23 protein-coding genes are annotated in these 26767 nt (G+C 74.2%); 16 read left to right on the top strand and 7 right to left on the bottom strand.

From position 1 onward, the window contains the following. Positions 1-262 precede the first annotated feature (262 nt). From ACFV8H_RS01630 to ACFV8H_RS01620, 3 genes are all read left to right on the top strand, one after another. The gene (locus tag ACFV8H_RS01630) at positions 263-1384 is read left to right on the top strand and encodes a hypothetical protein (RefSeq protein ID WP_380396047.1); all 1122 of its coding nucleotides are present in this window, start codon (positions 263-265) and stop codon (positions 1382-1384) included. Between the two features lie 125 nt (positions 1385-1509). Further along, positions 1510-2934: a pyridoxal phosphate-dependent decarboxylase family protein gene (locus ACFV8H_RS01625; RefSeq protein WP_380396046.1), complete on the top strand. Its 1425-nt coding sequence runs from the start codon at positions 1510-1512 to the stop codon at positions 2932-2934. A gap of 77 nt (positions 2935-3011) precedes the next feature. Further along, a complete protein-coding gene (locus tag ACFV8H_RS01620) occupies positions 3012-3437 on the top strand; it encodes a hypothetical protein (protein WP_375885990.1) in 426 nt (141 codons plus the stop codon). A gap of 15 nt (positions 3438-3452) precedes the next feature. Here the strand turns inward: ACFV8H_RS01620 and ACFV8H_RS01615 are convergent, their stop codons facing one another. Continuing rightward, complete coding sequence (locus tag ACFV8H_RS01615; RefSeq protein WP_380396045.1) at positions 3453-4133, bottom strand: hypothetical protein; 681 nt, start codon at positions 4131-4133, stop codon at positions 3453-3455. A gap of 187 nt (positions 4134-4320) precedes the next feature. Between ACFV8H_RS01615 and ACFV8H_RS01610 the strand changes: the two genes are divergently transcribed. After that, positions 4321-5097 carry a hypothetical protein gene (locus tag ACFV8H_RS01610; protein ID WP_380396044.1) on the top strand — a complete coding sequence of 259 codons (777 nt, stop codon included), beginning with the start codon at positions 4321-4323 and terminating at the stop codon, positions 5095-5097. Positions 5098-5136: 39 nt separating this feature from the next. Here the strand turns inward: ACFV8H_RS01610 and ACFV8H_RS01605 are convergent, their stop codons facing one another. Further along, the gene (locus ACFV8H_RS01605) at positions 5137-5433 is read right to left on the bottom strand and encodes a hypothetical protein (RefSeq protein ID WP_380396043.1); all 297 of its coding nucleotides are present in this window, start codon (positions 5431-5433) and stop codon (positions 5137-5139) included. Between the two features lie 121 nt (positions 5434-5554). After that, positions 5555-9490 (bottom strand): amino acid adenylation domain-containing protein, encoded by a 3936-nt coding sequence (locus tag ACFV8H_RS01600; RefSeq protein WP_380396042.1) that lies wholly within the window; start codon positions 9488-9490, stop codon positions 5555-5557. Between the two features lie 221 nt (positions 9491-9711). Here ACFV8H_RS01600 and ACFV8H_RS01595 point away from each other — a divergent pair, with 221 nt between their 5' ends. The 6 genes from ACFV8H_RS01595 to ACFV8H_RS01570 all read left to right on the top strand — a co-directional run bounded on the left by ACFV8H_RS01595 (position 9712) and on the right by ACFV8H_RS01570 (position 15829). Beyond that, positions 9712-10404, top strand: coding sequence for a GNAT family N-acetyltransferase (locus ACFV8H_RS01595; RefSeq protein WP_380396041.1), 693 nt, complete (start codon positions 9712-9714; stop codon positions 10402-10404). A 262-nt stretch (positions 10405-10666) separates the two neighbouring features. Beyond that, a complete protein-coding gene (locus ACFV8H_RS01590) occupies positions 10667-11929 on the top strand; it encodes a MurT ligase domain-containing protein (RefSeq protein ID WP_360237043.1) in 1263 nt (420 codons plus the stop codon). Between the two features lie 46 nt (positions 11930-11975). After that, a complete protein-coding gene (locus ACFV8H_RS01585; protein ID WP_375885976.1) occupies positions 11976-12704 on the top strand; it encodes a type 1 glutamine amidotransferase in 729 nt (242 codons plus the stop codon). A gap of 438 nt (positions 12705-13142) precedes the next feature. Further along, a complete protein-coding gene (locus ACFV8H_RS01580) occupies positions 13143-14168 on the top strand; it encodes a 6-phosphofructokinase (protein ID WP_380396040.1) in 1026 nt (341 codons plus the stop codon). A gap of 125 nt (positions 14169-14293) precedes the next feature. Next, positions 14294-15289: a 2-hydroxyacid dehydrogenase gene (locus ACFV8H_RS01575; RefSeq protein WP_380396039.1), complete on the top strand. Its 996-nt coding sequence runs from the start codon at positions 14294-14296 to the stop codon at positions 15287-15289. 36 nt (positions 15290-15325) lie between these two features. Further along, entirely contained in the window at positions 15326-15829 is a 504-nt protein-coding gene (locus ACFV8H_RS01570; protein WP_380396038.1) for a DinB family protein, read from the top strand. A gap of 27 nt (positions 15830-15856) precedes the next feature. Here ACFV8H_RS01570 and ACFV8H_RS01565 read toward each other — a convergent pair whose 3' ends face one another. Further along, the gene (locus ACFV8H_RS01565) at positions 15857-16759 is read right to left on the bottom strand and encodes a UTP--glucose-1-phosphate uridylyltransferase (RefSeq protein WP_375886200.1); all 903 of its coding nucleotides are present in this window, start codon (positions 16757-16759) and stop codon (positions 15857-15859) included. 134 nt (positions 16760-16893) lie between these two features. Next, positions 16894-18465, bottom strand: a complete 1572-nt coding sequence (locus ACFV8H_RS01560) for an MFS transporter (RefSeq protein WP_380396037.1) — start codon at positions 18463-18465, stop codon at positions 16894-16896. A gap of 273 nt (positions 18466-18738) precedes the next feature. On the opposite strand from ACFV8H_RS01560, the gene ACFV8H_RS01555 reads away from it, so the two are divergent. Both ACFV8H_RS01555 and ACFV8H_RS01550 read left to right on the top strand, forming a co-directional pair. Next, entirely contained in the window at positions 18739-19110 is a 372-nt protein-coding gene (locus tag ACFV8H_RS01555; protein WP_380396036.1) for a YciI family protein, read from the top strand. After that, positions 19107-20321 (top strand): RNA polymerase sigma factor, encoded by a 1215-nt coding sequence (locus ACFV8H_RS01550; RefSeq protein WP_380396035.1) that lies wholly within the window; start codon positions 19107-19109, stop codon positions 20319-20321. Before ACFV8H_RS01555 ends, ACFV8H_RS01550 begins: the two co-directional genes overlap by 4 nt. A 43-nt stretch (positions 20322-20364) precedes the next feature. On the opposite strand, the gene ACFV8H_RS01545 is transcribed toward ACFV8H_RS01550, so the two are convergent. Then, complete coding sequence (locus tag ACFV8H_RS01545; RefSeq protein WP_380396034.1) at positions 20365-21306, bottom strand: NAD-dependent epimerase/dehydratase family protein; 942 nt, start codon at positions 21304-21306, stop codon at positions 20365-20367. A 257-nt stretch (positions 21307-21563) separates the two neighbouring features. Here ACFV8H_RS01545 and ACFV8H_RS01540 point away from each other — a divergent pair, with 257 nt between their 5' ends. Together ACFV8H_RS01540 and ACFV8H_RS01535 are read left to right on the top strand one after the other, a co-directional pair. Further along, positions 21564-22568, top strand: coding sequence for a cytochrome c oxidase assembly protein (locus ACFV8H_RS01540; RefSeq protein ID WP_380396033.1), 1005 nt, complete (start codon positions 21564-21566; stop codon positions 22566-22568). 152 nt (positions 22569-22720) lie between these two features. Beyond that, complete coding sequence (locus ACFV8H_RS01535) at positions 22721-23359, top strand: YdcF family protein (RefSeq protein ID WP_375885956.1); 639 nt, start codon at positions 22721-22723, stop codon at positions 23357-23359. Between the two features lie 120 nt (positions 23360-23479). Here the strand turns inward: ACFV8H_RS01535 and ACFV8H_RS01530 are convergent, their stop codons facing one another. Then, complete coding sequence (locus tag ACFV8H_RS01530) at positions 23480-25699, bottom strand: NADP-dependent isocitrate dehydrogenase (protein WP_380396032.1); 2220 nt, start codon at positions 25697-25699, stop codon at positions 23480-23482. A gap of 413 nt (positions 25700-26112) precedes the next feature. Between ACFV8H_RS01530 and ACFV8H_RS01525 the strand changes: the two genes are divergently transcribed. Further along, on the top strand, positions 26113-26439 hold the full coding sequence (locus tag ACFV8H_RS01525; RefSeq protein ID WP_375885953.1) for an SAV_915 family protein: 327 nt from the start codon (positions 26113-26115) through the stop codon (positions 26437-26439). Continuing rightward, positions 26436-26765 (top strand): hypothetical protein, encoded by a 330-nt coding sequence (locus tag ACFV8H_RS01520; protein ID WP_380396031.1) that lies wholly within the window; start codon positions 26436-26438, stop codon positions 26763-26765. The genes ACFV8H_RS01525 and ACFV8H_RS01520 overlap by 4 nt, the downstream gene beginning before the upstream one ends. The last annotated feature ends 2 nt before the right edge of the window (positions 26766-26767 follow it).

The following is a 26767-nucleotide window of genomic DNA, read 5'->3' as shown; positions in this document are numbered from 1 at the left end:
GCGCCCCCCGAGGCGGGGGGGGCCCCGGGGGCCCCCCCCCCGGCGCCCGGCCCGCCCCCCCCGGCCCCGGGGCGCACCACCCGGTGGGGGGGTCCCCCCGCGGGCGCCGCCCGCCGGGAGCCGTCCCGGCCCGCCGGGGCGTCCCGGCGATGCGGTAGCGTCGCCGACACTCCCGAATGGCGGGCGATAACGCGGGATCGCGCTCCCGGTGCCGTCAGGATGGGAGCGAACCGTTCACCTCGATCCGCCGGGGGATCCCGTCATGCAGCCGCGAGTCTTCGCGATTCTCACCGCCGTGCTCCTGGGCGTCCTGGGCCTGGGCTCGGTGGCCGTCACCGACTGGAAGCCCGCCGCGGCCTCCGCCGCCCCGGCCGTCGCCGGTCCGGGCGCGGGTGCCGGCCCCGGCGCCCAGCCGGTCACGGCCGGCGCCGCGAGCGCCACCCCGACCGGCGACCCGGCGGTGTGGACCCGCTCGACGCTGCGCAACAAGATGATGGCCGAGATGGACGCCACCGACCCCGGTGTCGCCCTCGCCGACCTCGACAGGATCACCAAGGAGAAGCCGTACACCGTGCGCTTCTGCCACCCGATCGCGCACGAGCTCGGCCACGCGGCGGTCAAGCGCTTCAACGCCGACTTCCAGAAGGTCATCTCCTTCCCGCACGAGACCTGCGCGGCCGGCTACCTGCACGGCGCGGTCGAGGAGATGCTCAACGCCTCCACCCAGCCCGAGGTGGACCTGCTCAAGCTGTGCGCCCCCAAGAACAGCGGCCCCTGCATCCACGGCGTCGGCCACGGAACCATGTTCGTCGCCAAGCAGGACGTCGCCAAGGCCCGCGACCTGTGCAACAAGTTCACCAGCGACCAGAACCGGATCCGCTGCTCCGAGGGCCTGTTCATGCAGCTCTTCGGCCCGGACGAGGAGGACGAGCAGGCCAAGGCCAACCTGCCCGCCGACAAGCTCGCCCAGGACCCGCTGTACCCGTGCAAGGACCAGCCCTCGCTGTTCCAGTCCGCCTGCTTCTTCTACGCCCCGACCTTCTACCTGTCCTCGCACGACTACCCGAACCACCCCGAGGTCTACGCCGACGCGCTCAAGTGGTGCCTCAACGGCAAGGCCGGCGGCGGGGCGGTGGACTGCAGCCGGGGGGTCGGCTCCCGGACCATGAAGTACAACCTGGACCGCGAGGACTGGGCCGCCCAGCAGTGCGCCACCGCCGCCGACGGCTGGCAGCGCAAGGCCTGCGCGGAGGGGCTGGTCAGCTACTACACGGTCAACTACACCGACGGCGGCGCGGCCGGGCGGCTCTGCGCGAAGATCACCAACAAGGAGATGCAGGGCTACTGCCGCTCCGCGAGCGGGCTGTCCGCCTCCCTCGACTGACCGCCCCGTCCCACCCTCCGGGCCCGCGCCGCAACGGCGCGGGCCCGTTCCGTAGCATCTGCTGATCACGGTGCGCCGAGGACGCCGCGCCTCCCCCGGTCCCCCGGCCCCTGGAGCACACCCACATGACCTCCGACGACTTCCGCGGCGCCGCCCACGCCGCCGCCGACCTGGTCGCCGACTACCTCGCCGAACTGCCTGCCCGCCCGGTCTGGCAGCCGATGGACGACACCGCCCGGCAGGCCCTGCTCGACGCCCCGCTGCCTGCCGAGGGCCGCCCGCTCGCCGAACTCGTCGAGGCCATCGGGCAGGACGTCCTCCCCCACCCCATGGGCAACGGCAACCCGCGCTTCTTCGGCTGGGTCAACTCCGCGCCCGCCCCCGCCGGGGTGCTCGCCACCCTCGCCGCCGCCGCGATGAACCCCAGCTCGGCCGGCGGCGACCACGCCGACGTCCACCTGGAGCGCGCCGTGGTCCGCTGGATCGCCGAACTGGTCGGCTTCCCGCACCCGGCCGGCGGCGGACTGCTCACCTCCGGCACCTCGGCGGCGACCATCGTCTGCCTGGCCGCCGCCCGCAACCGGGCCGCCCGCCGGGCCGGCCACGACGTCCGCGAGGCGGGCCTGGCCGGGCTGCCGCCGCTGGTCGGCTACGTCACCGGCGAGACCCACTCCTGCGTCCGCAAGGCCGCCGAGCTCCTCGGCCTCGGCAGCCGCCACCTGCGCACCGTCGCCACCGGCCCCGACGGGCTGCTCGACCCCGCCGACCTGCGCGCCGCCGTCGAACGCGACCGCGCCGCCGGACTGCTGCCCTTCCTGGTGGTCGCCTCGGCCGGCACCGTCGGCACCGGCGCGGTGGACGCCTTCGACCCGCTCGCCGACCTCTGCCAGGAGCAGGGCCTGTGGCTGCACGTCGACGGCGCGTACGGCGCCTTCGGCCGGCTCGACCCCGCCATCGCCCACCGCTACGCCGGCCTGGAGCGCGCCGACTCGCTCGCCCTCGACCCGCACAAGTGGCTCGGCGTCCCGGTGGACTGCGGCTGCGCCCTGGTCCGGGACACCGACGAACTGCGCGGCACGTTCAGCCTCGTCCCGTCCTACCTGCGCGACGAGGCGGCCGGGGAGCTCGGCTGGTTCTCCGAGTACGGCACCGAGCAGACCCGCCCGTTCCGCGCCCTCAAGGTCTGGGCCACCATCGCCCACCGCGGCCGCACCGGCCTCGCCCGGGACATCGCCCGGTGCACCGCGCTCGCCCGCCGCCTCGGTGAACTCGTCGAGGCCGACGAGGAGTTGGAGCTGCTCGCGGAGGTGCAGACGTCCATCGTGGCGTTCCGCCACCGGGCGCCCGGGCGGGACGCGGCGGCCCGCGACGCCCTCAACCGCGAGCTGCCGGTCGCCGTCCAGCGGCGCGGCCGGGTCTTCGTCACCGGCGCCCGGCTCGGCGGGCACGAGATGCTCCGCGCCTGCCTGCTCAACGCCGCGACCACCGAGGCGGACCTGCGCCTGCTGCTCGACGAGGTCCGGGCCGCCGCCCGCACGCTGCTGCCGTAACACCCCCGGACGGACCTTAACCAGCAGGTCACGGCCGGTTCGCGGACCGGAAACACCGAGCGGGCACGGTGGAGGGCATGGAGCACTCGAAGCCTTCCTTCCCCCGTGCCCCCCGCTGGCGCCGGGACACCGTCGAGCTCGCCGCGGTCTTCCTCTCCGTCACCGCGGCCGACCTGATCGCCAAGCTCGTGGTCGACGGCCCGGACGGCCCGGTCCTGCTGATCGGCTCGGCCGTCGCCCTGCTCGCCACGGCCCTGCTGCACTCCTGGTGGTCCCCCCACGGCCCGCCCCCGACCACGCTGTGGCGGGTCCGCACCACCGCCCTCGCCCACACCCCCGCCGCGCTCGCCGACCACCGGATCACCCTGCTCTCGCTCCACCGCCACCCCACGGCCGACGAGCTCTTCCTCCGGACCCCCCACTCCCTGGACCCGGCGGCCCTCACCGCCCTGCTCACCACCACCGGCCACACCGTCGAGGACACCCCGACCCGCATCGCCTGAACGGCGCGGACCCGCTCAGCCCTCGACCTCGACGGCCGTACGGACCTCCGTGGTGCGCTTGGCCAGGTCGTCCGTGGTGGTCGTGCCCGACTCGTCGACGACCCCGCCGACCGTCGTCCCGTCCGCCCAGATGCAGATCGTCCGCTCCTCGCCGGGGACGCCCACGACGGCGCAGTCCATCGCGCCCCCGAGCGGGCCGGCCGGGTAGTCCCGGCGGCTCCGGATCGGCTCGCTGTCCCTGGTCGTCCGGGCGCCCCAGTGCGCGCCGAACTGCCGGTCCAGCTCTTCCCGGGCGTCCGCGAAGCCGCCGGTCATCCCGACCACCCGGAGAGTGCTGCGACCCGAGCCGACGGGGCCGTAGCCCGCCACCTCGACGTCCCGGTAACGGCTCAGCGCGGTGAGGTTGTGGTGCAGGCGCCAGCGCTCGGCCGTGATCTCGTCGGTGTCCGGCATCCGTTCCTGGTCGCCGATCCGGTCCGCCAGGGTGATCCGGTGCGAGGGCGGGGTGCCCGCGCCGGTGACGGCGGCGACGGTGAGCCCGGCGAACAGGGCGACGACCACAGCGCCGCCGATCCAGACCTTGCGGGACACCGTGCGGTACCAGGGCAGCGGGGCCACCGGTTCCAGGGTGTTGGCCCAGATCGCCCGGAGACCGGTGGGTCTCTCGGTCGGCTCTTCGTGCTCCATGTCCGCCATGTCGTCTCATCCGGGTAAACAACAGCTCAACAGATCGCCGGATGATACGTCAGCACGCGAAGGGCCCGCACCCGTCTTCCGGGTCCGGCCAACGTTCACCGGGGCTTCCGTGCCCGGCCGCCCGGCGGACGTGCGCGCCCGGTCGGATGGGCCGATCGGACGACGGAACAGGGAGCGGGTGCGCAGCATGGATCGGCGGAGGTTCGCCGCGGCGATGGCGGCGGGTGCGGTGGTGCCGGTGGTGGCCGGGGCCGGGCAGGCGCAGGCCGAGGGGACGGGCGGTCAGGAGGGCCTGCGGCGGCAGATGGTGAAGGCGCTGACCGGTGCGCTGGGCGGTGACCGGGCGGCCGCCGAGGCCGAGGTGCCGCGGATCCTGGACGTCTGCTTCGACTGGGCGCCGCCGACGGTGGAGCCGGCGAAGGTCGACTTCCTGCTCGCCTACGCCTTCGGCAACCGCGCCCCGGCCGGCGGCGGGGACCCGGCCAAGGTGCGGTACGAACCGGGCCCGGTGAACCGGGAGTTGGCGGACACCGTGGCCAGGATCCACCGCCGCCGCAAGGTGCCGGTGTACGCCCAGTGGGAGATCGCCCACTTCCTGACCGACGTCCACGGGCTGACCGACGTCACCTCGATCGAACCGGTGGTCGCCCCGGACGGGACGATCACCTACCTGAGCACCTACGGCGTCGCCGCCCAGGTCGCCGCCGCCCGCAAGGGCCTGCCCGGCGGGATCGGCACCGCCGGGGTGGTCGGTTTCCGGGACCACGTGAAGCGCTGCGTGCTCACCACCCGGCTGGCCGGGATCGCCTCGGCGGGCGCCCCGGCCGGGACGGCGATGCCGGGGACGTACGACCCGCGGTCCGGCCAGGCCTGGACCCGCAGCCGCGAGCTGTACCTGGTGCACGACATGGCGGCGCAGTGGCAGCTGCTGGAGCAGCGACTGGTGGCGGCGGCGGGCGCCTGATCGGGCGCCCGCCGCTCCTCGGGCGGGTCGGCGGGCCGCTCAGCCCCGGTCGGCCGGCTGCACCACGCACACCGCGTTGCCCAGCATGCCGCCGAAGCCGCCGAGCAGCGCACCGGTGACGCTCTTGCAGGCGGCCGCCTCCTGGGGGGTCTTCGGGCCGTTGTTGCTGCTGGTGTTGATGCTGGTGTTGTTGTTGCCGGTGCTGCTGTTGCCGGTGCCGTTGGTGCCGGTGCTGCTGCCGCTGCCGGCGGCGGCGGCCGTCCCGGCGAGGGCGAGCGGTACGGCCAGCAGCAGGGCGCAACAGGCCGTGGCGAGTGCGGAGTTCTTCGCGAGCATGGGGGAGCCCCTTCGGATCGAGACGGGTTCGGCGGAAAGCCGAGCCATCCCTATCCGAAGGGGCTCCCGCGGTCACGGATCCTGGGCCATCCGTGAGCGTGTCCGCGTCAGCGCCCGGGCGTCACGGGGTGGGCCGCTCCACCGCCCGGATGGCGGCCGCGAGTTCGAGCACCCCGTGCTCCTTGAGCACCCCGTAGTGGTCCCCGGCCAGCTCCACCACGGTGGGCGGGGCGGCCGACCAGCCGGTGCTGCCCTCGATGAAGGAGTAGTCGTCGCCCGAAGCCTTGAAGACGGTCACCGGCGCCGCCAGCCGCCGCTCGGCCAGCTCGCGGAAGCTGTACTCGAACTCGTAGGTCTCGCCGACGATCCGGGTGATCCGGCGGATCACCTCCTCGTCCAGCGCGGGCAGCATCCGGTGCACCCCGGCGACGAACGAGGACTCGTCGACCGTCCCGGCCAGGCAGCGCTCCAGCTCGGGCCCGCTGATCGCCCCGGCGAACACCGAGAACAGGATGGTCACGTACGCCGGGTTGGCGTACGAGGACTCCCGGCCGTACTCCCGGCCGTCGGCCTGCCGGACCTCCGGGTTGCCCGGGCAGATCAGCAGCAGCCGTTCCACCCGCTCGCCGGCCTGCTCCAGCTGCCAGGCCGCCTCGAAGGCGACCCGGGCGCCGAAGGAGTAGCCCCACAGGGTGTACGGGCCCTCGGGCTGCACCCGGCGCAGCTCGGCGAGGTCGGCGGCGGCCGTCTCCCCGATGGTGGCGTACGGCGTCTCGCCCTCGTTGATGCCGTGCGCCTGGACGCCGTAGAAGGCGCGCCCGTCGCTCGCCTCCCGGCCGAGCGGCCGCAGGTTCATCGGGTAGCCGCCCAGCCCGGGCCAGCAGAACACCGGCCGGCCCTGCTGCCCCGACTCCCCCGGCTGCCCCGACTGCCCCGACTCCCCCGGCTTCCCGGGCTGCAGCGGGACCAGCCGTGAGGCCGGCGCACCGTCCGGGGCCGAGATCCGGGCCGCCAGGTCCGCCAGCTTCGGGCACTCGAACACCACCTGGAGCGGCAGCGAGGTCCCGAACTCCCGGTTGATCCGGTTGACCAGCGCCACGGCGGTCAGCGAGTTGCCGCCGGCGGCGAAGAACTCGTCGGTCACCGACACCTCCTCGTACTTGAGCGCCTGCCCCCAGGCCTCGGCCAGCCACCGTTCCCGCGCGGTGCGCGGGGCGACGAACTCGCCGCGCCCGCCGTCCGCGCGGACGGCCTCGGAGCCGGCCAGCGCCTTGAGGTCGACCTTGCCGTTCGCGGTGAGCGGCAGGGCGTCGACGATCAGCACCCGGTTGGGCAGCATGTAGTCGGGCAGCAGGGTGGCGAGTTCGTCCTTGATGATCTCGGCCGGGCCCTTCATGTGCACGGTGTCCTCGTGCATGCCCTCGCTGCCGATCTGCTCCTCGCTCACCTTCCCGCCGAGGAAGAAGTACGAGGCGCCGGTGGCGATGCCCGCCGCGTCGAGGATCTCGTCGATCCGGCGCGAAGCGGGCAGCGGGTGGCCGGACTTGGAGCTGTAGCCGGAGGACATGAAGCCCAGGCCCAGGCCGTTGCGCTGGAGGTGGTGCAGCTTCGTGCCGAGCGCGACGTACTCCAGCCAGTCCTCGGCGGCCCGGCTGACCGCGGTGATGCCGAACGCGGCCCGGGCGTACACGGCCTGGTTGATCGCGATCACCTGCCGGGACTCCACCACCTCGTCCGCGACCCCGGTCAACTCGCCGTCGGCGTAGCGGTAGAGGCCGGCCGGCAGGCCGTCCACCCGGTCGCCGTGGGCCTGGACGTACAGCTCGGTGTGCTCCTCGGGGGCGAGGCCGCGGTTGCGGTCGACGGTGAAGCTGCCCAGGTAGTGGTCCTCCTCGGCGACGTCCAGCCGCTGCCGGACGGCCGGGTCGAAGCCCTGCGGGCGCACCTCCAGGCCGTACTCGGGCAGCACCTCCTCCAGCACGCCCAGCATGTGCCCGGTCTCGAACTCCAGCACCTCGCGGATGTTGTCCTTGTACACCGGCTCGATCGCCGCGGTCCGCCCGGAGAAGTGCAGTGTCAGGTACGGCTCCGGGCGGGCGTCGGCGGCGCCGACCCTGATCAGGGTGTGCTCGACCGGGTGGTAGTAGTACAGCCCGGCGGCCAGCCCGTCCAGGCCGCCGGTCTCCAGGTACAGCTGGGTCGCGTAGAGCGCGCCGGGCGAGGCGTAGGCGTACTTGGGCAGCAGCCGCTCCTCGCTGTGGAACTGGCCGAACCAGCGCAGGATCCGGCCGAGTTCGGGGAAGCTCAGCAGGCCGAGCTCGCGGCCGAAGGGGCCGGCCGGACGGGGGGCGAGCAGCGCGGTGAGGTCGTCCCGGGTGACCGGGCCGCCGTCGTAGAAGCGGTAGGTCTTGCGGGCGAAGACGGCCCGCCGCTGGGTCCCGCTCTCGCGCCGGCCGGGCAGTTCGACCTTCTCCCGGCCCGCCAGCTGGGCCGGGGCCCGCACCCCGGGGTCGGACAGCTGGGCCCGGACCTGGAGCCGGCTGGCCTTGGACTGGTGGTGGCCGCCGTGGTTGCCCTGGTCCATCAGGGCGGCCTCGCGCGGGTTCAGTTCGACGCAGGCGACCAGGTTCTGGTGGCCGGTGCGCGCGTCGGCGGTGACCACGGCGGCCGAGCGGCGGACCCAGGTGTGCTCCTCGATCGCCCGGGCGATCTCGTCCAGCTCGACCCGGTAGCCGCGCAGCTTGACCTGGTTGTCGACCCGGCCGGCGAACTGGAGGGTGCCGTCCGGGTTCCAGTGCACCAGGTCGCCGGTGCGGTACAGCTTCTCGGCCGGGGCGAACGGGGAGGGCACGAACCGCTCGGCGGTCAGCTCCGGCCGGTGCAGGTAGCCGCGGGCCAGCTGCACACCGCCGATGTACAGCTCGCCGACGTCCCCGAGGCCGACCGGGGCCAGCCGTTCGTCCAGGACGTAGCACTGGGTGTTGTCGACCGGCCGGCCGATCGGCACCGAGCCGGCGCCGTCGCCCAGCGCGGCCGGGTCGACCAGGTGGGCGGTGGCGTTGATGGTGCACTCGGTCGGGCCGTACAGGTTGACCAGTGCGGCCCCCGGCAGGGCGGCGGCCAGGTCGCGGGCCAGCCGCAGCGAGAGCGCCTCGCCGCCGGAGAACAGGCCGGTCAGGCCGGTGCAGTCGGTGAAGCCCTCGGTGTCCAGCAGGGCCTGCAGCAGCGTCGGCACGCACTGCAGGGCGGTCACGCCGTACCGGCGCACGGCGGCGACCAGCGCCTCCGGGTCCCGGTAGAGCCCGGGCGTGCCGGCCACCACCCGGGCGCCGACGGCCGGGGCGAGGATCTCCCACTGGGCGGCGTCGAAGCTCATCGGGGTCTTCTGCAGCACGGTGACCCCGGGGTCGAGGTGCCCGGCGGTGTGCAGCCAGCGCAGCTGGGAGACCACCGCCCGGTGCTCGATCTGCACGCCCTTGGGGCGGCCGGTGCTGCCGGAGGTGTAGATCACGTAGGCCGTCGACTCCGGCTGCGCCCACTCCTCGGGCTGCCCGTGCGCAGGCGGCGCCTCCTCGACGGTGAGGACCGCGGTGCCGGCCGGCAGCAGTCCGGCCAGCCGCTCGCGCAGGTGCTCCTGGGTGAGGACGATCCGGGTGCCGCTGTCCTCGATCATGTAGCGGAGCCGGTCCTCCGGGTACTCGGGCGACAGCGGCAGGTAGCCGGCCCCGGCGTACAGGACGCCCCAGGCCCCGGCGACCAGCTCCACCGAGGGCTCGACGTACAGGCCCACGCAGTCGTCCGGGCCCGCGCCCGCGCCCAGCGCGCGCAGCCGCGCGGCCAGCCCGCGGGCGCGTTCGGACAGCTCCAGGAAGGTGAGGTGGCCGTGCTCGCCGACGACGGCCGGGGACGCGGGCCGGGTGCGGGCCTGCCGGTCCAGCAGACCGGTCAGCGCGGTGCCGACGGGCGCCCGGCGGGCGTGCGGGAGGCGGGTGGCGGGGTTGGCGGGGGTGCCGCCGGTGGTGGCGGTGGTGGCGGCGGCGAGGTCGGAGTTGCGCATGGGAGAGCCTTCGGTGCGTGGACGTACGGACCCCGGCGGACCTGCTCACCAGGAGCGCCGGGTACGGACTCCACCGTCGGCCGCCCGCCGTCCCGACCGCATGAGGCACCGGTCTGGACCTGTGCCGGATCCGTCCCGGCGGGGGCCCGGTCGCGGCCGGGCATTCGTGCGTTCACGATCACGTAACCGGCCGGAAGCGAGCCGTCGGTAGCGTCGGACCCATGACGGCACCCCGCACCCGCCTCGAACGGCTCTGGCACCGGCCCTTCCGCAGGTCGAACCGCAGGTGCGCAGCGCCCGACGCCCAGTCCACCCGGCCGCCCGCGCACCCCGGCGGCCCGCACCGGCCGACCCGCGGCCACGCCGCTCCGGCCGCCCCGGCCGCGGAGGTGTCCCGGCTGTCCCTGCCGGACGGGACCGAGCTGCTGCTGCGCCCGGCCGGCCCCGCCGACAAGGCGGCGGCCCTGGCGATGCACGAGCGCTGCTCCCCCGCCGCGCTGCGGCTGCGCTACCACGGGCCGGTCCGCGACGCCGACCGCTACCTGGAGCACCTGCTGGACCCCCGGCACGGCCGCAGCCTGGTGGTGGTGGCCCCCGACGGGAAGGTCCTCGCCCTCGGGCACCTGATGTGGGACGAGGACGAGGCGGAGCTGGCCGTGCTGGTCGAGGACGCCTGGCAGCGGCAGGGGCTCGGCCTGGCGCTGCTCCGGCGGCTGACCACCGTGGCCCGGTCGGCCGGGATCGGCACGGCGTACGCGGTGACCCAGGCCGCCAACACCGGGCTGATCGCCGCGATGCGCCGGCTGGCCGCGCCGCTGGACTTCCACTGCGAGGACGGCACCCTGGTGATCACCGCCACCCTGGCCGCCGGAGCCGCGCCCGCCGCCGCCTCCGCACCCGTTCCGGGCCGCTGATCATTTCTTCACGACATCCTTACCGGCTGCTCCGGGAACCCGGGGCAGCCGTCACGGCGTCCTTCCCCGCAGCAGGGGTCCCTCCGTACACCGCCCTCCTTGACGGGCCGTCAGCAGCCCCGGCAGCGGCGTCGCAGCTGGCGGCATGGGGTCCGGATCGTCCGGCCGGGCTACGGAGTCGGTAGGCTGGCCCCGTCCCCGCCGCCCGACGGCCCGTTATCCGGCCGACAGGTGGTGCCGCAGCAAGGAGGAACCACTGAGCATGGCAGGCACCGAATCGGAGCCCACAGGCGCACGCGACGCCTCGCTGCCGGCCCGCGCCAAGATCGCGGTCACGGCCGGCAAGGTCGCCGCCGCCGTGTCCCGCAAGGCCGGTCGCGGGAGCGGCTCGGTGATCGGCGGCAAGGTCGCCCTCAGGCTCGACCCCGACCTGCTCGCCACCCTCGCCGACCACCTCGACGTCGTCCTGGTCAGCGCCACCAACGGCAAGACCACCACCACCCGCCTGATCGCCGAGGCGCTGCGCGCCGCCGGCCCGGTGGTCTCCAACGCCCTGGGCGCCAACATGCCGGCCGGCATCACGTCCGCCCTGGCCGGTGGCACGGAGGCCCGCTTCGGCGTGATCGAGGTCGACGAGAAGTACCTGGCGACGGTCGCCCGCGACACCCACCCCAAGGCGATCGCCCTGCTCAACCTCTCCCGCGACCAGCTCGACCGCGCCGCCGAGACCCGCATGATGGCGGAGAAGTGGCGCGAGGGCCTCCAGGACACCGAGGCCGTGGTCATCGCCAACGCCGACGACCCGCTGGTGACCTGGGCCGCCTCCTCCTGCAAGAAGGTGGTCTGGGTGGCCGCCGGACAGGCGTGGAAGGAGGACGCCTGGTCCTGCCCCGCGTGCGGCGGCGTGATGCAGCGCCCCGGCGACGACTGGTTCTGCCAGGACTGCGGCTTCCGGCGCCCCAACCCGCACTGGGCGCTCCAGGGCACCCACGTGATCGACCCGCAGCGCGGCGCCTGGCCGATCCAGCTGCAGCTGCCCGGCCGGGCCAACCTGGCCAACGCCACCAGCTCGGCCGCCGTCGCCGCCGTGTTCGGCGTCTCCCCGCAGGTCGCCCTGGAGCGGATGCGCTCGGTGTCCGCCGTGGCCGGCCGCTACGACGTGGTGCAGTACCAGGGCCGGGACATCCGGCTGCTGCTCGCCAAGAACCCGGCCGGCTGGCTGGAGACCTTCTCGCTGATCGACGGCCCGCCGGCCCCGGTGATCCTCTCGGTCAACGCCCTCGACGCCGACGGCACCGACACCTCCTGGCTGTGGGACGTCGACTACGAGCGGCTCGCCGGGCACCCGATCTTCGTGATGGGCCAGCGCAAGCTGGACCTGGCCGTCCGCCTGGAGGTCGCCGGGCTGCAGTTCCACGTCGTGGACACCCTGGAGCAGGCCGTCCGGATGGCCCCGCCCGGCCGGATCGAGGCCATCGCCAACTACACCGCCTTCCAGCAGCTGCGGAAGGTCGTGGCCGGCTGATGCCGCGCCCGCACACCAGTCTTTTCGTGACGGAAGGCCTTCGAGGATGAGTGAGAGCAGCCTGCGCGTGGTCTGGGTCTACCCGGACCTGCTCAGCACCTACGGCGACCGCGGCAACGCCCTGGTCGTGGAGCGCCGGGCCCGCCAGCGCCATCTCAACGTGACCCGGATCGACGTCCGCTCCGACCAGGCGATCCCCACCAGCGGGGACATCTACCTGATCGGCGGCGGCGAGGACCGCCCGCAGCGACTGGCCGCCGAGCGGCTGCGCGCCGACAGCGGCCTGGTGCGGGCCGCCGAGAACGGCGCGATCATCTTCGGCGTCTGCGCCGGCTTCCAGATCATGGGCCACGAGTTCGTCAACGACCTCGGCGAGCGCGAGCCGGGCCTCGGCCTGCTGGACGTCTGGACCACCCGGGGCGAGGGCGCCCGCTGCGTCGGCGACGTGCTCGCCGACGTGGACCCGCGGCTCGGCCTGCCGCAGCTGACCGGCTTCGAGAACCACCAGGGCGTCACCCACCTCGGCCAGGGCGTCCAGCCGTTCGCGAACGTCACCGTCGGCCGCGGCAACGGCACCGGCGACGGCACCGAGGGCGCCTGGCGGGACACCGTCTTCGGCACCTACCTGCACGGCCCGGTGCTGGCCCGCAACCCCGCCGTCGCCGACATGCTGATCCGGCTGGCCCTGGACGTCAACGCCCTGCCGCCGGCCGACACCACCTGGTACGACGCGCTGCGCGCCGAGCGCATCGCCGCCACGGCGCGCCCCGCGTAGTACCCACGCAGTGCCCGGGGAGTGACCACGTGGTACCCGCGTGGTACCCGCGTGGTCACCCACCCCTCACGACGCACCCCGCGTCGTACGACCGAGCCGCCCCGCCCGGGTGCCCGCGATGCGGTCATCCGGCCCACGGGCGGCCCCGGACGTACGACAATGGGGCTGCCGGCTGCACACCCTCCTCGGCAGCAGGCTGCAATTCCGCGCGGGGGCGCCGACGGCGCCGCTCCCGCGTCGGCTCCTGCCCGGCCGGACCAGGGGTCGTATGCTCGACTTCACGGCCGTTTTCGGATGCTCTGTCCGGATCCGGCCGGTGCTTCACCCCGAGGCAACCTCCCCGTCACCCCGGTGGGGAAGGCCTCGTCGCGGTGACGGCTCGTCGTCCCAGCCTGTAGTCCGGCCGTTCCTCGGTTCTGCTCGGGAGTTGCAAAGCTAATGCGTATCGGAGTGCTGACCAGCGGCGGTGACTGCCCCGGCCTGAACGCGGTGATCCGTTCCGTGGTCCACCGGGGGGTGGTCGACCACGGCGACGAGATCATCGGGTTCGAGGACGGTTGGCGCGGTTTCCTGGAAGGGCACCACCGCCCCCTGACCCTCGACTCGGTGAGCGGCATCCTGGCCCAGGGCGGCACCATCCTCGGGTCCTCCCGGGTGCAGCCGAGCCACCTGCGGGACGGCGTCGAGCGGGCCAAGAAGTACTGCTCCGACCTCGGCCTGGACGCCGTGATCCCGATCGGCGGCGAGGGCACCCTCAAGGCCGCCAAGCTGATGAGCGACGCCGGCCTGCCGATCGTCGGCGTGCCCAAGACCATCGACAACGACATCGCCGCCACCGACGTGACCTTCGGCTTCGACACCGCCGTGTCGGTCGCCACCGAGGCCCTGGACCGGTTGAAGACCACCGCCGAGTCCCACCAGCGGGTCATGGTCGTCGAGGTCATGGGCCGGCACACCGGCTGGATCGCGCTGAACGCGGGCATGGCGGCCGGCGCGCACGCCATCGTCGTCCCGGAGCGCCCCTTCCACATCGAGAAGCTCACCGCCGTGGTCCGCGAGCGCTTCGACCGGCAGAAGAAGTTCGCCATCGTGGTCTGCGCCGAGGGCGCCAAGCCCGAGCCCGGCACCATGCACTGGGAGGAGGGCAGCAAGGACATCTACGGCCACGAGCGCTTCACCGGGATCGCCACCCAGCTCTCCCGCGAACTGGAGCACCGCCTCGGCAAGGAGGCCCGCCCGGTCATCCTCGGCCACACCCAGCGCGGCGGCACCCCCACCGCCTACGACCGGGTGCTCGCCACCCGCTTCGGCTGGCACGCCGTCGAGGCCGTCCACAAGGGCGCCTTCGGGCACATCACCGCCCTCCAGGGCACCAACATCAACCTGGTGCCGCTGGCCGAGGCCGTCGCCGAGCTCAAGACCGTCCCGCAGGAGCGCTACCAGGAGGCCGAGACGGTCCTCTGACCGCCGCCCCTCCCGCCCGTTCCGGAGCCCCCGGCAGCCGCCGGGGGCTCCCGTGCGCCCGGCGGGCGTTCCGGCCACCGCCCCGTTAGCGTGCGCCGCAGGAGCCCTCCCCGGAAGGACGTCGCATGGAGATCCTGGCGTACGGCGTGCAGGCCGACGAACGGCCGCTGCTGGAACGGGCCTTCGCCGGCCGGCACGCACTGCGCTGCCTGGACGTGTTCCTCGACCGCGACACCGCCCCGCTCGCCGCCGGCCACCCCGCCGTCAGCAGCAGCGTCAACGCCGTCCTCGACGCCGACACCCTGGCCGTCCTCGCCGCCGGCGGCACCCGGCTGATCGCCCAGCGCTCCACCGGCTTCAACAACATCGACCTCGACGCCGCCGCCGACCTCGGCCTCACCGTCGCCCGGGTCTCCCACTACAGCCCGTACTCAGTAGCCGAACACGCCTGGGCGCTCGCCCTCGCCGTCAACCGCCGCCTCACCCGCGCCGCCACCCGCACCCGGGAGTTCGACTTCCGCCTCCACGGCCTGCTCGGCCGGGACGTCCACGGCATGACCGTCGGCGTGATCGGCACCGGCAAGATCGGCGAGTGCTTCGCCCGGATCGCGGCCGGCTTCGGCACCGAACTCCTCGGCTGGGACATCGCCGAGAACCCGGCCTGCCGCGAACTCGGCATGCGCTACACCGAGTTGCCCGAACTCCTCACCCGCGCCGACCTGATCAGCCTGCACGTCCCGCTGCTCCCGGCCACCCACCACCTGATCGACACCGCCGCCCTGGCCCGGATGAAGGACGACGCCATCCTCGTCAACTCCAGCCGCGGCGGCCTCGTCGACAGCGCCGCCCTGGTCGAGACCCTGCGCGCCGGACGCCTCTCCGGCGTCGGCCTGGACGTCTACGAGGAGGAGACCGGCGTCTTCTTCACCGACCGCTCCGTCCAGGGCATCACCGACGACGTCCTCGCCCGCCTCGTCACCTTCCCCCAGGTCCTGGTCACCAGCCACCAGGCCTACTTCACCCGCACCGCCGTCGGCCAGATCATCGACGCCACCGCCCGCAACATCGACGACTACGCCGCCGGCCGCACCAACGAGAACACCCTCGTCCCCGGGCCCTGAGGGAGGGGAGCGGAGGGGTCTGCTAGCGTCCCGCGCATGATCAAGACCGTGCCGTTCACCGGCGGCGAGAAGGAAAGCCTGCACACGGCCCTGGACCGGCACCGGGACGTGGTGGTGTGGAAGGTCCAGGGCCTGGACGACGAGCAGGTGCGGCGGCCGATGACGCCCTCGGGGACGAGCCTGCTGGGCCTGGTCAAGCACCTGGCCGGCGCCGAACTCGGCTGGTTCCGGGAGACCTTCGGCCGGGAGACCGGGCCGCTGCCGTTCGACCTCGACGCGGACGAGAGCTCCGACATGCGGATCGAGCCGCACGAGTCGACGGCGGAGGTGCTGGCCTTCTACGCCCGCGCCCGGGCCGCCGCCGACGAGGTGATCGAGGAGCTCGACCTGGAGTCCACCGGCACCTCCTGGTCGGGCCGGACGGTCTCGCTGCGCTGGGTGCTCATCCACATGGCCACCGAGACCGCCCGGCACGCCGGGCACCTGGACATCCTGCGCGAACTCACCGACGGCGCCACCGGGGACCACGACCGGAGCTGACCGACAGCGGCCCCGGCCCCGGCCCGCCTACTCGGCCGGGGCCAACTCCGCCGCCAGCTGCCGCAGTTCGTGCCCGTACTCCGGGTTGGCGAGGGCCGCCGCGAACTGCGCCCGCAGGTAGGCGGCGGGGTTGCCGGTGTCGTACCAGGTGCCGGCGATGACCTGCCCGTACACGGCACGGCGGGCCGCGTAGGCGTTGATGGCGTCGGTCAGGTAGACCTCGTCCTCGGGCTTCTCGTGCCAGCGGCGGGTGAGTTCGCGCAGTTCGTCGACGATGCCGGGGGTGATGACGTACCCGCCGATGGCGGCGTACCCGGAGGGGGCGTCGGCCGGCTTGGGCTTCTCGACCAGGCCGGTGATCCGCAGCGACCCGCCGCCGAGGTCCTCCTTCACCACCGGGACGCCGTAGCGGTAGGAGTCCTCGGGCGCCATCGGCATCAGCGCCAGCACCGGCGCGTTGGTCTGCTCGAACGCCCGGATCAGCTGCTGCGCCCGGGGCACCTCGGCGACGAACACGTCGTCCGGCCAGAGCACCAGGCAGGGCTCGTCGCCGAAGTGCCGGGCGGCGTTGAGCACCGGGGTGCCGTTGCCGTACGGGCCGTGCTGGTAGAGGTAGCTGATGTGCCCCTTGCGGGACAGCTCCCCGACCTCCTCGACCGCGTCCGCGAACGCCGCCTTGCCGTCCCGGCGCAGCTGCTCGACCAGCACCGGGTTCGGGCGGAAGTGCTCCTGGATCAGGCCCTTGTCGCCGTTGACGACGATGGTGATGTCGGTGATGCCGCTCTCGATCAGCTCGCGCACGGTGTGCTCGATCACCGGCTTGTCGCCGACCGGCAGCATCTCCTTCGGGGTGGCCTTGGTCAGCGGCAGCAGGCGGGAGCCCAGCCCGGCGGCGGGGATGACGGCACGGCGGATGGTCCTGGGGGCCATGTGATGCTCTCTCATGTCGATGGTGCTGAGCCGCAGTTGAGCGGCACCGCGACCGACGCTACCAAGGATCACTCCATGATCATTACCGCCCGCCGGGGAGCGGCGGACACCACCGCCGCCCCCGCACCGGCCGTTCACCCGGGCCGGGTAGAGGCCGTTTCCCCGGCCCCCTCGCCAACCTTTTCCCCGGCCCCCTCGCCAACCTTTTCCCCGGCCCCCTCGCCAACCTTTTCCCCGGCCACTCCCCCCGCCGGCCGCACCGTCGGCCGCACCGCCAGGGCCAGCAACGCGAGCCCGGCGAACAGTGCGGCGGCGATCAGCCCGTTCACGTGCAGCCCGGCCGTGAACGCCGAGCGCGCGCCGCGCAGCAGTGCGGCACCCTGCTCGGCGGGCAGGTGCCGGGCCGCCTCGACCGCGGCGGCCGGCGAGTCGGGGCCGCCGCCCGTGCGGTCGCGGTAGACCGCCGCGGCGACGGTGCCGAGCACGGCGAAGCCGAGCGAGCCGCCGAAGTAGTTGCCGGTCTCCGACATCGCCGCCGCCGATCCCGCCCGCTCCGGCGGCACCGAGTCGAGGACCAGCCCGGTGCCCAGGGCGAACAGCGGCCCGGTGCCGAGCGCCAGCACCGCGATGCCGGTCATCACCAGCGGCAGCGAGCCCGCGTTCCCGTCCACGGCGACCAGCAGCAGGGCGCCCAGCGCCGAGAGCGCCAGTCCGCCGGCGATCGCGGTGGTCGGCCGCACCCGGCCGACCAGCCGCGGCGCGGCCAGGGTTCCGGCCGCCACCGCCAGGCCCATCGGCGCGAACAGCACGGCCGAGGCGAACGGCGAGCGGCCCAGCACGCTCTGCAGGTACTGGGTGACCAGCAGCCCGGTGCCGGCCATCGCCGTCCCGGCCAGCACCAGCGAGACCAGCACCGCCGCGAACGGCCGGTTGCGCAGCAGCCCCAGGTCCAACAGCGGCTGCTCCAGCCCCCGTTGACGTCGGACGAAGAGGTAGCCGACGCCGGCGCCGAGCAGCAGGGCGGCCACCGGGACGCCGGTCGCGCCCCCGACCGGCAACTGCTTGACGCCGTACAGCACCAGCAGCACCGCCGCCAGCGACAGCCCGACCCCGGCCGGGTCCGGCCGCCCGGCCGCCCCGCCGCGGAACTCGGGCAGCAGGAACGGCCCGGCGGCCAGCAGCAGCGCCATCGCCGGGACGGCGGCCAGGAACACCGATCCCCACCAGAAGGACCGGAGCAGCAGTCCGGCCAGCACCGGCCCCAGCGCACCGCCGGCGAACTGGCAGGTCGCCCAGACGGCTACGGCCCGCCCGCGCTCGCGGTCGTCCCGGAACATGTTGGTGATCAGCGCCAGCGTGGACGGCGCCAGCGTCGCCCCGGCCACGCCCAGCAGGGCCCGGACCACGATCAGCATCAGCGGGTCGACCGCGAGGGCAGCGACCACCGACAGCACCGCGAAGGCCGCCGCGCCGATGAGCAACAGGCGTCGACGGCCGATCCGGTCGCCCAGCGTGCCCATGGTGATCACCAGCCCGGCCACCATCAGCCCGTAGCCGTCGCTGATCCACAGCTGTTCGACGGCGGAGGCGCCCAGGTCCGCGCTCAGCCTCGGCAGGGCGAGCAGCAGCGCCGTCATGTCCATCGCGACCACCAGGGTCGGCAGCATCAGCAGGGCCAGCCCCAGCCGGGCCCGGTCGGCTCTCATCACGTGCTCCTCGTCGTCTCTCGTCGCGGGCTCCCCGCATCGGGTCCCTCGCACCGGTCGGTCGGAGCGGCCGGGGACTTCTTGACGTCGGAGCACTGGGGGACGGAAAGAGACCCGGGGGACGGAAAGAGACCCGAGGGAGGGGAAGAGACCCGGGAGAGGCGACGAAACCCGTGGGAGATTTCTCCGACGGGGATGTCAAGACGGCGGCCCCGGCTCCGACCGGACGGTCGAGGGCCCCGCACCGGGCCCGCCCACGACGAGGAGGACGCGATGAAGTTCCTGATCAGCCTGCACATCAACCCGGCCGTGCTGGACGCGCTGACCGACGAGGAGAAGGCCGCGATCGGCGCCGGGCACGGCGCGTTCATCGAGGAGTTGAAGGCCTCCGGCGAACTGATCCTCACCCAGGCGCTGGTCGACCCGTCGCAGGCCGCCGTGGTCACCGTCCGGGACGGCCGGCCGGTGGTGACCGACGGCCCGTTCCTGGAGGCCAAGGAGTTCCTGGGCGGCTTCTACCTGCTCGACTGCGACGACAAGGAGCGGGCCGTCGAACTGGCCGCGCGGATCCCGGACGCGGCGATCGAGGGGCTGGGCGTCGAGGTGCGCCAGGTGATGTTCTCCGACGGACACTTGGAGGCATGACGGCACCGGACTTCGAGGGCCTGCTGCGTGAACTCACGCCGCAGGTCCTCGGCACCTTGGTACGACGGTACGACCGCTTCGAGGGCTGCGAGGACGCCGTCCAGGAGGCCGTCCTCGCCGCCGCCGTGCAGTGGCCCGAGGAGGGCGTACCGGACAACCCGCGCGGCTGGCTGGTGACGGTCGCCTCCCGGCGGCTGGTCGACCGGATCCGCAGCGACCACGCCCGCCGCGAGCGCGAGCACGCGACCACGGCCGCCGAGGTGCCGCCCGAGGACGTGCCGGACACCGACGACACCCTGGTGCTGCTGTTCCTGTGCTGCCACCCGGCGCTCACCGCCGCCTCCCAGACCGCGCTCACCCTGCGCGCCGTCGGCGGCCTGACCACCGCCGAGATCGCCCGCGCCTTCCTGGTGCCGGAAGCCACCATGGCGGCCCGGATCAGCCGGGCCAAGCAGCGGATCCGGGCCGCCGGCAGCTCCTTCGCCCTCCCCGAGGGCGCCGAGCGCGAGGAACGGCTGCGGGTCGTCCTGCACGTGCTCTACCTGATCTTCAACGAGGGGTACACCGCCTCCTCGGGCAGTGAGCTGCACCGCACCGACCTCGCCCAGGAGGCCGTCCGGCTGGCCCGGATCGTGCACGCCCAGCTGCCCGAGGACTCCGAGGTGACCGGGCTGCTCGCCCTGATGCTGCTCACCCACGCCCGCCGGGCGGCCCGCACCACCGCCACCGGCGACCTGGTCCCGCTGGCCGAACAGGACCGCACGAGCTGGGACCGCCCGCTGCTCGACGAGGGCACCGCCCTCGCCAAGGCCGCCCTGGCCGGCCCCGCTCTGGGCCCGTACCAGCTGCAGGCCGCCATCGCCGCCACCCACGCCGACGCCGCCACCGCGGACCGGACCGACTGGGCCCAGGTGCACGCGCTCTACCTGATCCTGGAGCGGATCGCCCCCAACCCGATGGTCACCCTCAACCGCGCCGTCGCCCTCGCCGAGCTGAACGGCCCGCGGGCCGGCCTCGACCTGCTCGCCACCCTGGACGCCGACCGGCGCCTGGCCGACCACCACCGGCTGCTCTCGGTCCGGGCCCACCTGCTGGAACGCTCCGGCGACCGGGCGGCCGCGTACGACCACTACCGCCGCGCGGCCAAGGCCACCGCGAGCCTCGCCGAGCAGCGCTTCCTGGACGCCCGGGCCCGCCGCCTCCAGCCCTGACGCACTCCTGCGGCCCCGACCCGCTCTACAGCCCTGACCCGCCCTACAGCCCCAGCGCCGACCGGTACCAGGGCGCCGCCCCGGCGAGGCGGGCCAGCGGGCCCGGGCCGGGCGGGCAGGCGGCGAGGCGCCAGACCGCGTCGCTGCGGTACCAGTGGTCGCGGGCGACCATGGCGAACTGGCGCTCGGAGACCGGGCCCGGCGCGGCGGCGAGCCGTCGGCGGCACTGCGCCCAGGACAGCGCCGGGCCGTCCTGGGCGGGCAGCAGGCCGAGCCCGGCGAGGGCGTCGAGCAGCTCGCCGCTGCGGACCGGTTCCGGGTGGGCCGCGTGGTGGACACCCGTCACCCGCTCCGGGGCGTCCAGGGCCAGCCCGGTGATCAGCCGGGCCAGGTCGGTCCGGTCCACCAGGGAGAGCCGGGCCGCGCCGCCCGCCCAGCGGCCCGGGACCCTGCGGGCCAGCTCGGCCAGCGCGGGCACCACCCAGCGGTCGCCCGTCCCGGTGACCAGGGCCGGGCGCAGCACCGCGGCACCGGCGGCCAGGGCGTGCCCCTCCCCGAGCAGCCGGGTGCGGCTGGCCGCCGACAGCGGCGCGGTCGGCGCCCCGCCGACCCCGAGGTCCGTGTGCGGGCCCCCGCCGTACACCGCCGTGGTCGACAGGTGGACGATCCGCCCGATCCCGGCCCGGGTGGCCGCCGCCATCAGGGCCGCCGTGCCCCGGTCGTTCACGGCCGCGCACTCCTCCTCGCCGCCGGTGACCCGGGAGGCGAGGTGGAGCAGCACCCCCGCGCCCGCGCACAGCCCGTCCAGTGCGGAGCGGTCGGCGAGGTCGCCGGGCACCCAGGCGGTGTGCCCGTCCGCGACGGGCTCCCCGCGCACCAGGGCCCGCACCGGCACGCCGCGCGCCGCGAGGGCCTCCCGTACGGCCGATCCGATGAACCCGGTGGCCCCGGTGAGCGCGACCACGGGCCGCTGTGCCGCCGCCATGCCTGATTCCTCCCTGCCGACCGGCCGGTCAGTCTAGCGACGCGCGGCCCACCCGAACCCTCGCCCGACACCGCCCCGCCCACCGCCCCACCCAGCACCCCGCCCACTGGCCGGGCCACCCGTACGGAGGGGGCGGCGGCACGCCCGGGGTAAGGCCCACCTAGGCTGTATGCCAAGCAAAACGGGCGAACCGGACCCCCAGCGGGGACCACAATGACGGAAAGCGGGACCCGCCGATGGGCGACGGAATGTCAGGAATGCACCACCACGGCGGGATGACCCCACTAGGCCCGTTCACCCTCTCCAACGTCTGGACCTGGTCCCCGGACTGGGTGTTCCTGCTCGGCGGCCTGGTCGCGCTGGCGCTGTACCTGACCGGCGTGGTCCGGCTGTACCGGCGCGGCGACCGCTGGCCGATCGGCCGGGTCGTCGGCTGGGTCGCGGGCGTCGCCAGCCTGCTGCTGGTCACCTGCAGCGGGCTGAACGACTACGGCATGGTGCTGTTCAGCGCGCACATGATCCAGCACATGGTGCTGTCCATGCTGACGCCGATCCTGCTGCTGCTCGGTGCCCCGATCACGCTGGCGCTGCGTGCGCTGCGCCCGGCGGGCAAGGGCCGGCCGCGCGGTCCGCGCGAGCTGCTGGTGGCGCTGCTGCACAGCCGGTACGTCCGGGTGATCTCGCACCCGGCTTTCACCATCCCGATGTTCATCGCCAGCCTGTACGGGGTCTACTTCACTCCCGCGTTCGACTTCCTGATGCAGTACCGCCTCGGGCACATCTTCATGATGGTGCACTTCCTCATGACCGGTCTGGCCTTCTTCTGGCCGATCATGGGCGTCGACCCGGGCCCGCACCGCCCCGGCCACGTGATGCGGATCATCGAGCTGTTCATGGGGATGCCGTTCCACGCCTTCTTCGGCGTGGCGGTGATGATGGCCAGCCACCCGCTGGTGACCACCTTCACCGTCCAGAGCGCACCACCCGGGACGGACCTGCTGGAGGACCAGAAGCTGGCCGGCGGCATCACCTGGGCGTTCGGCGAGATCCCGACCGCGATCGTGCTGATCGCGCTGGTCTACCAGTGGATGGGCTCCGAGCAGCGGCAGGCCCGCCGCCGGGACCGCTCCGAGGAGCGCACCGGCGACGCCGAGCTGGAGGCGTACAACGCCTACCTGGCCTCGCTGCACAAGAGGGGTCAGCGCCCGGCCGCCGCCCCGGCCGCCGCGCCCACCGCCACCCCGGCGGCCGACGCCGGCTGAGCCCCGGCCCGCCCGCAGCACCCGGCCCGCCCAGACCACCCGGCCCGCCCGGAACACCCGGAGCCCACGCCCTCCCCGGAGCCCACGCCCCCGGAGGACGTGGGCTCCGTCATGTCGTGGAACGGTCGTTCCCCCGGGCGCGTTCGAGGGGTATGCACGCCCTGTTCCTCCCCGCCGTCCTGCTCGGCGGGTACGTCCTGCTCTGGCTGCTCGGCTTCCTCGGCTGCGCGCTGTTCCAGCGCCGCCGCCCGGTGCCCGCCGGGGCCGACTACCTGGTGGTCCTGGGGGCCGCACTGGACGGCTGCGAGCCCGCGCCGACCCTGGCGGCCCGGCTGGACGCCGCGCTGGAACGATTCGCCGCCGAGGAGGCCGCCGGGCACGCGCCGCTGCTGCTGGTGACCGGCGGCAAGGGCCCGCACGAGGACTGCACCGAGGCCGGCGCGATGGCCCGCTACCTGGTCGCCCGGGGCGTCCCGGCCGAGCGGATCCGGCGCGAGGAGCGGGCCGTGAACACCGCCGAGAACCTGCGGTTCAGCGCCACCCTGATGGCCGCCGAGCACCCCGGCTACCGCTGCGCCGTCATCACCAGCGGCTTCCACACCGTCCGCTCCGCCCTGGCCGCGCGCCGGGCCGGCGCCCCCGCGCGGGTGCTCGGCGCGGACGGTCCGCTCGCCCACGGCCCGTACCAGCTGCTGCGCGAGGCGGTCGGCACCGCGCTCGCCCTGCCGCGGGCCAACGGCGCGGCCGTCCTGCTGCTGACCGGGGCGGGAGTGGTGCTCGGCCTGGCCTGAACGGCCACGGGCGCCCGCCGCCCGGTCCGGCGGCCCGGCGGGCCCGGCGGAGACGCGAGGAGGCCCCCGGGACCGCCGCAGCGGTCCCGGGGGCCTCCCGGTGCGTCAACCCGAAGGGTGTCAGCCGAGGTTGGCGATCGCCTCGTTGAAGGTCTTCGACGGGCGCATCACGGCCGCGGCCTTGGCCGGGTCCGGCTGGTAGTAGCCACCGAGGTCGACGGCCGAGCCCTGGACGGCGATCAGCTCGTCCACGATGGCCTTCTCCTGCTCGGTCAGCGCCTTGGCCAGCGCGTCGAAGGCCTGGGCCAGCTCGGCGTCGGCGGTCTGCTTGGCCAGCTCCTGGGCCCAGTACATGGCCAGGTAGAAGTGGCTGCCGCGGTTGTCGATGCCACCGAGGCGGCGGCTCGGCGACTTGTCCTCGTTGAGGAAGGTGCCGGTGGCGCGGTCCAGGGTGTCGGCCAGCACCTGGGCGCGGGCGTTGTCCGTGGTGGAGGCCAGGTGCTCGAAGCTGGCGGCCAGCGCGAAGAACTCGCCCAGGCTGTCCCAGCGCAGGTAGTTCTCCTTGACCAGCTGCTGGACGTGCTTCGGGGCGGAGCCGCCGGCGCCGGTCTCGAACAGGCCGCCGCCCGCCATCAGCGGGACGACCGACAGCATCTTGGCGCTGGTGCCCAGCTCCAGGATCGGGAACAGGTCGGTCAGGTAGTCGCGCAGGACGTTGCCGGTGACCGAGATGGTGTTCTCGCCGCGGCGGATGCGCTCCAGCGAGAACTTGGTGGCCTCGACCGGGGACTTGATCTCGATCTGCAGGCCGGTGGTGTCGTGCTGCGGCAGGTACGCCTTGACCTTCTCGATCAGCACGGCGTCGTGGGCGCGCTCGGCGTCCAGCCAGAACACGGCCGGGTCGCCGGTGGCGCGGGCGCGGGTGACGGCCAGCTTGACCCAGTCCTGGATCGGCAGGTCCTTGGTCTGGCAGGCGCGGAAGATGTCGCCGGGCTGGACGGCCTGCTCCAGCACCACGTTGCCCTCGGCGTCGACCAGGCGGACGGTGCCGGCGGCCGCGATCTCGAAGGTCTTGTCGTGGGAGCCGTACTCCTCGGCCTTCTGGGCCATCAGGCCGACGTTCGGGACCGAGCCGATGGTGGCCGGGTCCAGGGCGCCGTGGGCGCGGCAGTCGTCGAGGACGGCCTGGTACACGCCGGCGTAGCTGCTGTCCGGCAGCACCGCGAGGGTGTCGGCCTCCTGGCCGTCCGGGCCCCACATGTGGCCGGAGGTGCGGATCATGGCCGGCATCGAGGCGTCGACGATGACGTCGCTCGGCACGTGCAGGTTGGTGATGCCCTTGTCGGAGTCGACCATGGCCAGGGCCGGGCCCTCGGCCAGCTCGGCCTCGAAGGAGGCCTTGATCTCGGCGCCGTTCTCCAGCGCGTCCAGGCCGGCCAGGATGCCGCCGAGGCCGTTGTTCGGGTTCAGGCCGGCCGCGGCCAGCGCGTCGCCGAAGCGGGCGAAGGTCTGCGGGAAGAAGGCGCGGACGACGTGGCCGAAGACGATCGGGTCGGAGACCTTCATCATGGTGGCCTTGAGGTGCACCGAGAACAGCACGCCCTCGGCCTTGGCCCGGGCGACCTGGGCGGCCAGGAAGTCGTTCAGGGCGGCGGCGCGCATCACCGAGGCGTCGACGACCTCGCCGGCCAGCACCGGGACCTTCTCGCGCAGCACGGTGGTGGCGCCGTCCTGGCCGACCAGCTCGATGCGCAGGGCGCCGTCGGCGGCGATCACGGCGGACTTCTCGGTGGAGCGGAAGTCGTTCTCGCCCATGGTGGCGACGTTGGTCTTGGAGTCGGAGCTCCAGGCGCCCATCCGGTGCGGGTGGGTCTTGGCGTAGTTCTTGACCGACTGCGGGGCCCGGCGGTCCGAGTTGCCCTCGCGCAGGACCGGGTTGACGGCGCTGCCCTTGACCTTGTCGTAGCGGGCGCGGACGTCCTCGTCCTCGGCCGTGCGCGGCTCGTCCGGGTAGTCCGGCAGGGCGTAGCCCTGGGCCTGGAGCTCGGCGACGGCGGCCTTGAGCTGCGGCACCGAGGCCGAGATGTTCGGCAGCTTGATGATGTTGGCGCTCGGGGTCTTGGCGAGCTCGCCGAGCTCGGCCAGGGCGTCGCCGATCCGCTGGGCCTCGGTCAGACGCTCCGGGAAGCTGGCGATGATCCGCCCGGCCAGGGAGATGTCACGGGTCTCCACCCGGACGCCCGCCGTCGAGGCGTACGCCTGGACCACCGGCAGGAACGAGTAGGTCGCCAGGGCCGGAGCCTCGTCGGTGTGCGTATAGATGATGGTCGAGTCAGTCATCGAAACTCCGCTTCACGTCTCCAACGTCTTGACGTCAAGATATCTCGTCCCGGGCCCCACTCTCCACCTCCCCCCGCCCCGGAGCGCGCGCCGGTCGGATCCGGGAGCCCGCGCGGGGCGCGACCGGCGGCCGGATCCACCGTGGTCCGGTGCGCGGCGCACGGCAAGCGGAGCGCTCCGGAGCCGTACGGGACGGGCGGGGTTGGGGCGGTTGTACGACACCGTTCGGGCCGAGTTCGGGCCGACGCGGGACTGGTGTAGTCCAATCGGGTGAGCCGGGTGTCAGGAGTGCGTCAACGCACCACCCCATTCGGTCAACGCTGCGTCAGGACCGGCGCGGTCCGGCAGGACCCGGCCTAGCGTCGGGACGAGCAGTTCCGGCAGCCACCACCACCCCACTCGGGAGCATCCGCATGGCCTGCGTCGTCTGGCACGTTCCGGTCACCACCACCGGCACCGGAAGCACCGCCGCCCTCCGCCTCTTCCGCATGCGCAACGGCGTCCGCTGCGCCGTCGGCTTCTCCAGCCCCGAGGCCCTCGCCGCCCTCCTGGGACCGGACCAGGCCTGGACCGAACTCGGCGAGGCCGCGCTGCGCAACCTCACCCGGCCGCTCGGCGTCGACACCCTGGTGCTCGACCCGGGGCTGGTCGCCCCGCCGGTCACCACCCCCGCCACCGTCGGGGCCGCCCCCGGCACGGCCCCGACCGCGACCCCGACCGCCCGCCTCCAGCACCGGTGACGGCCCCGCTACAGCTCGTCCCGGACGGCTTCGAACCCGCTCCGGGCCGTCCGGAGCAGGCCCGGGCGCTGCACGCCATCGCCCGGATCAGCCACGGGCCGGTGCCGCTGGACTTCGACCGGCTCGCGGCGGAGTTCCCGGCGGTCCAGAGCGGCCTCGCGCTCGCCGGGGACGCCGACCTGGAGCTGCGGCTCGCCTGCACGGGGCCCGAGGAGCTGCGGGCGGTCGCCGCCGCCCTGCACCGGGCCGGCGCCGCCAAGGTCAGGATCGACCTGGTGCTGCGGGCGCTGACCCCGGCGCCGGTGACGCTCCGGCCGGTGCCGTGAAC

This window comes from Kitasatospora sp. NPDC059827, assembly GCF_042731675.1.
In the GTDB taxonomy this organism is placed as follows: Bacteria; Actinomycetota; Actinomycetes; order Streptomycetales; family Streptomycetaceae; genus Kitasatospora.
This window is presented reverse-complemented; position numbering and strand designations above follow the sequence as displayed.

Coding starts and splice junctions, on each gene's coding strand:
- ACFV8H_RS01585 (WP_375885976.1), top strand. CDS start 11,976: ATGAGTGAGAGCAGCCTGCGCGTGGTCTGGGTCTACCCGGACCTGCTC.
- ACFV8H_RS01575 (WP_380396039.1), top strand. CDS start 14,294: ATGGAGATCCTGGCGTACGGCGTGCAGGCCGACGAACGGCCGCTGCTG.
- ACFV8H_RS01570 (WP_380396038.1), top strand. CDS start 15,326: ATGATCAAGACCGTGCCGTTCACCGGCGGCGAGAAGGAAAGCCTGCAC.
- ACFV8H_RS01565 (WP_375886200.1), bottom strand. CDS start 16,759: ATGGCCCCCAGGACCATCCGCCGTGCCGTCATCCCCGCCGCCGGGCTG.
- ACFV8H_RS01625 (WP_380396046.1), top strand. CDS start 1,510: ATGACCTCCGACGACTTCCGCGGCGCCGCCCACGCCGCCGCCGACCTG.
- ACFV8H_RS01560 (WP_380396037.1), bottom strand. CDS start 18,465: ATGAGAGCCGACCGGGCCCGGCTGGGGCTGGCCCTGCTGATGCTGCCG.
- ACFV8H_RS01545 (WP_380396034.1), bottom strand. CDS start 21,306: ATGGCGGCGGCACAGCGGCCCGTGGTCGCGCTCACCGGGGCCACCGGG.
- ACFV8H_RS01615 (WP_380396045.1), bottom strand. CDS start 4,133: ATGGCGGACATGGAGCACGAAGAGCCGACCGAGAGACCCACCGGTCTC.
- ACFV8H_RS01555 (WP_380396036.1), top strand. CDS start 18,739: ATGAAGTTCCTGATCAGCCTGCACATCAACCCGGCCGTGCTGGACGCG.
- ACFV8H_RS01605 (WP_380396043.1), bottom strand. CDS start 5,433: ATGCTCGCGAAGAACTCCGCACTCGCCACGGCCTGTTGCGCCCTGCTG.
- ACFV8H_RS01600 (WP_380396042.1), bottom strand. CDS start 9,490: ATGCGCAACTCCGACCTCGCCGCCGCCACCACCGCCACCACCGGCGGC.
- ACFV8H_RS01525 (WP_375885953.1), top strand. CDS start 26,113: ATGGCCTGCGTCGTCTGGCACGTTCCGGTCACCACCACCGGCACCGGA.
- ACFV8H_RS01530 (WP_380396032.1), bottom strand. CDS start 25,699: ATGACTGACTCGACCATCATCTATACGCACACCGACGAGGCTCCGGCC.
- ACFV8H_RS01590 (WP_360237043.1), top strand. CDS start 10,667: ATGGCAGGCACCGAATCGGAGCCCACAGGCGCACGCGACGCCTCGCTG.
- ACFV8H_RS01550 (WP_380396035.1), top strand. CDS start 19,107: ATGACGGCACCGGACTTCGAGGGCCTGCTGCGTGAACTCACGCCGCAG.
- ACFV8H_RS01595 (WP_380396041.1), top strand. CDS start 9,712: ATGACGGCACCCCGCACCCGCCTCGAACGGCTCTGGCACCGGCCCTTC.
- ACFV8H_RS01620 (WP_375885990.1), top strand. CDS start 3,012: ATGGAGCACTCGAAGCCTTCCTTCCCCCGTGCCCCCCGCTGGCGCCGG.
- ACFV8H_RS01630 (WP_380396047.1), top strand. CDS start 263: ATGCAGCCGCGAGTCTTCGCGATTCTCACCGCCGTGCTCCTGGGCGTC.
- ACFV8H_RS01580 (WP_380396040.1), top strand. CDS start 13,143: ATGCGTATCGGAGTGCTGACCAGCGGCGGTGACTGCCCCGGCCTGAAC.
- ACFV8H_RS01540 (WP_380396033.1), top strand. CDS start 21,564: ATGCACCACCACGGCGGGATGACCCCACTAGGCCCGTTCACCCTCTCC.
- ACFV8H_RS01610 (WP_380396044.1), top strand. CDS start 4,321: ATGGATCGGCGGAGGTTCGCCGCGGCGATGGCGGCGGGTGCGGTGGTG.
- ACFV8H_RS01535 (WP_375885956.1), top strand. CDS start 22,721: ATGCACGCCCTGTTCCTCCCCGCCGTCCTGCTCGGCGGGTACGTCCTG.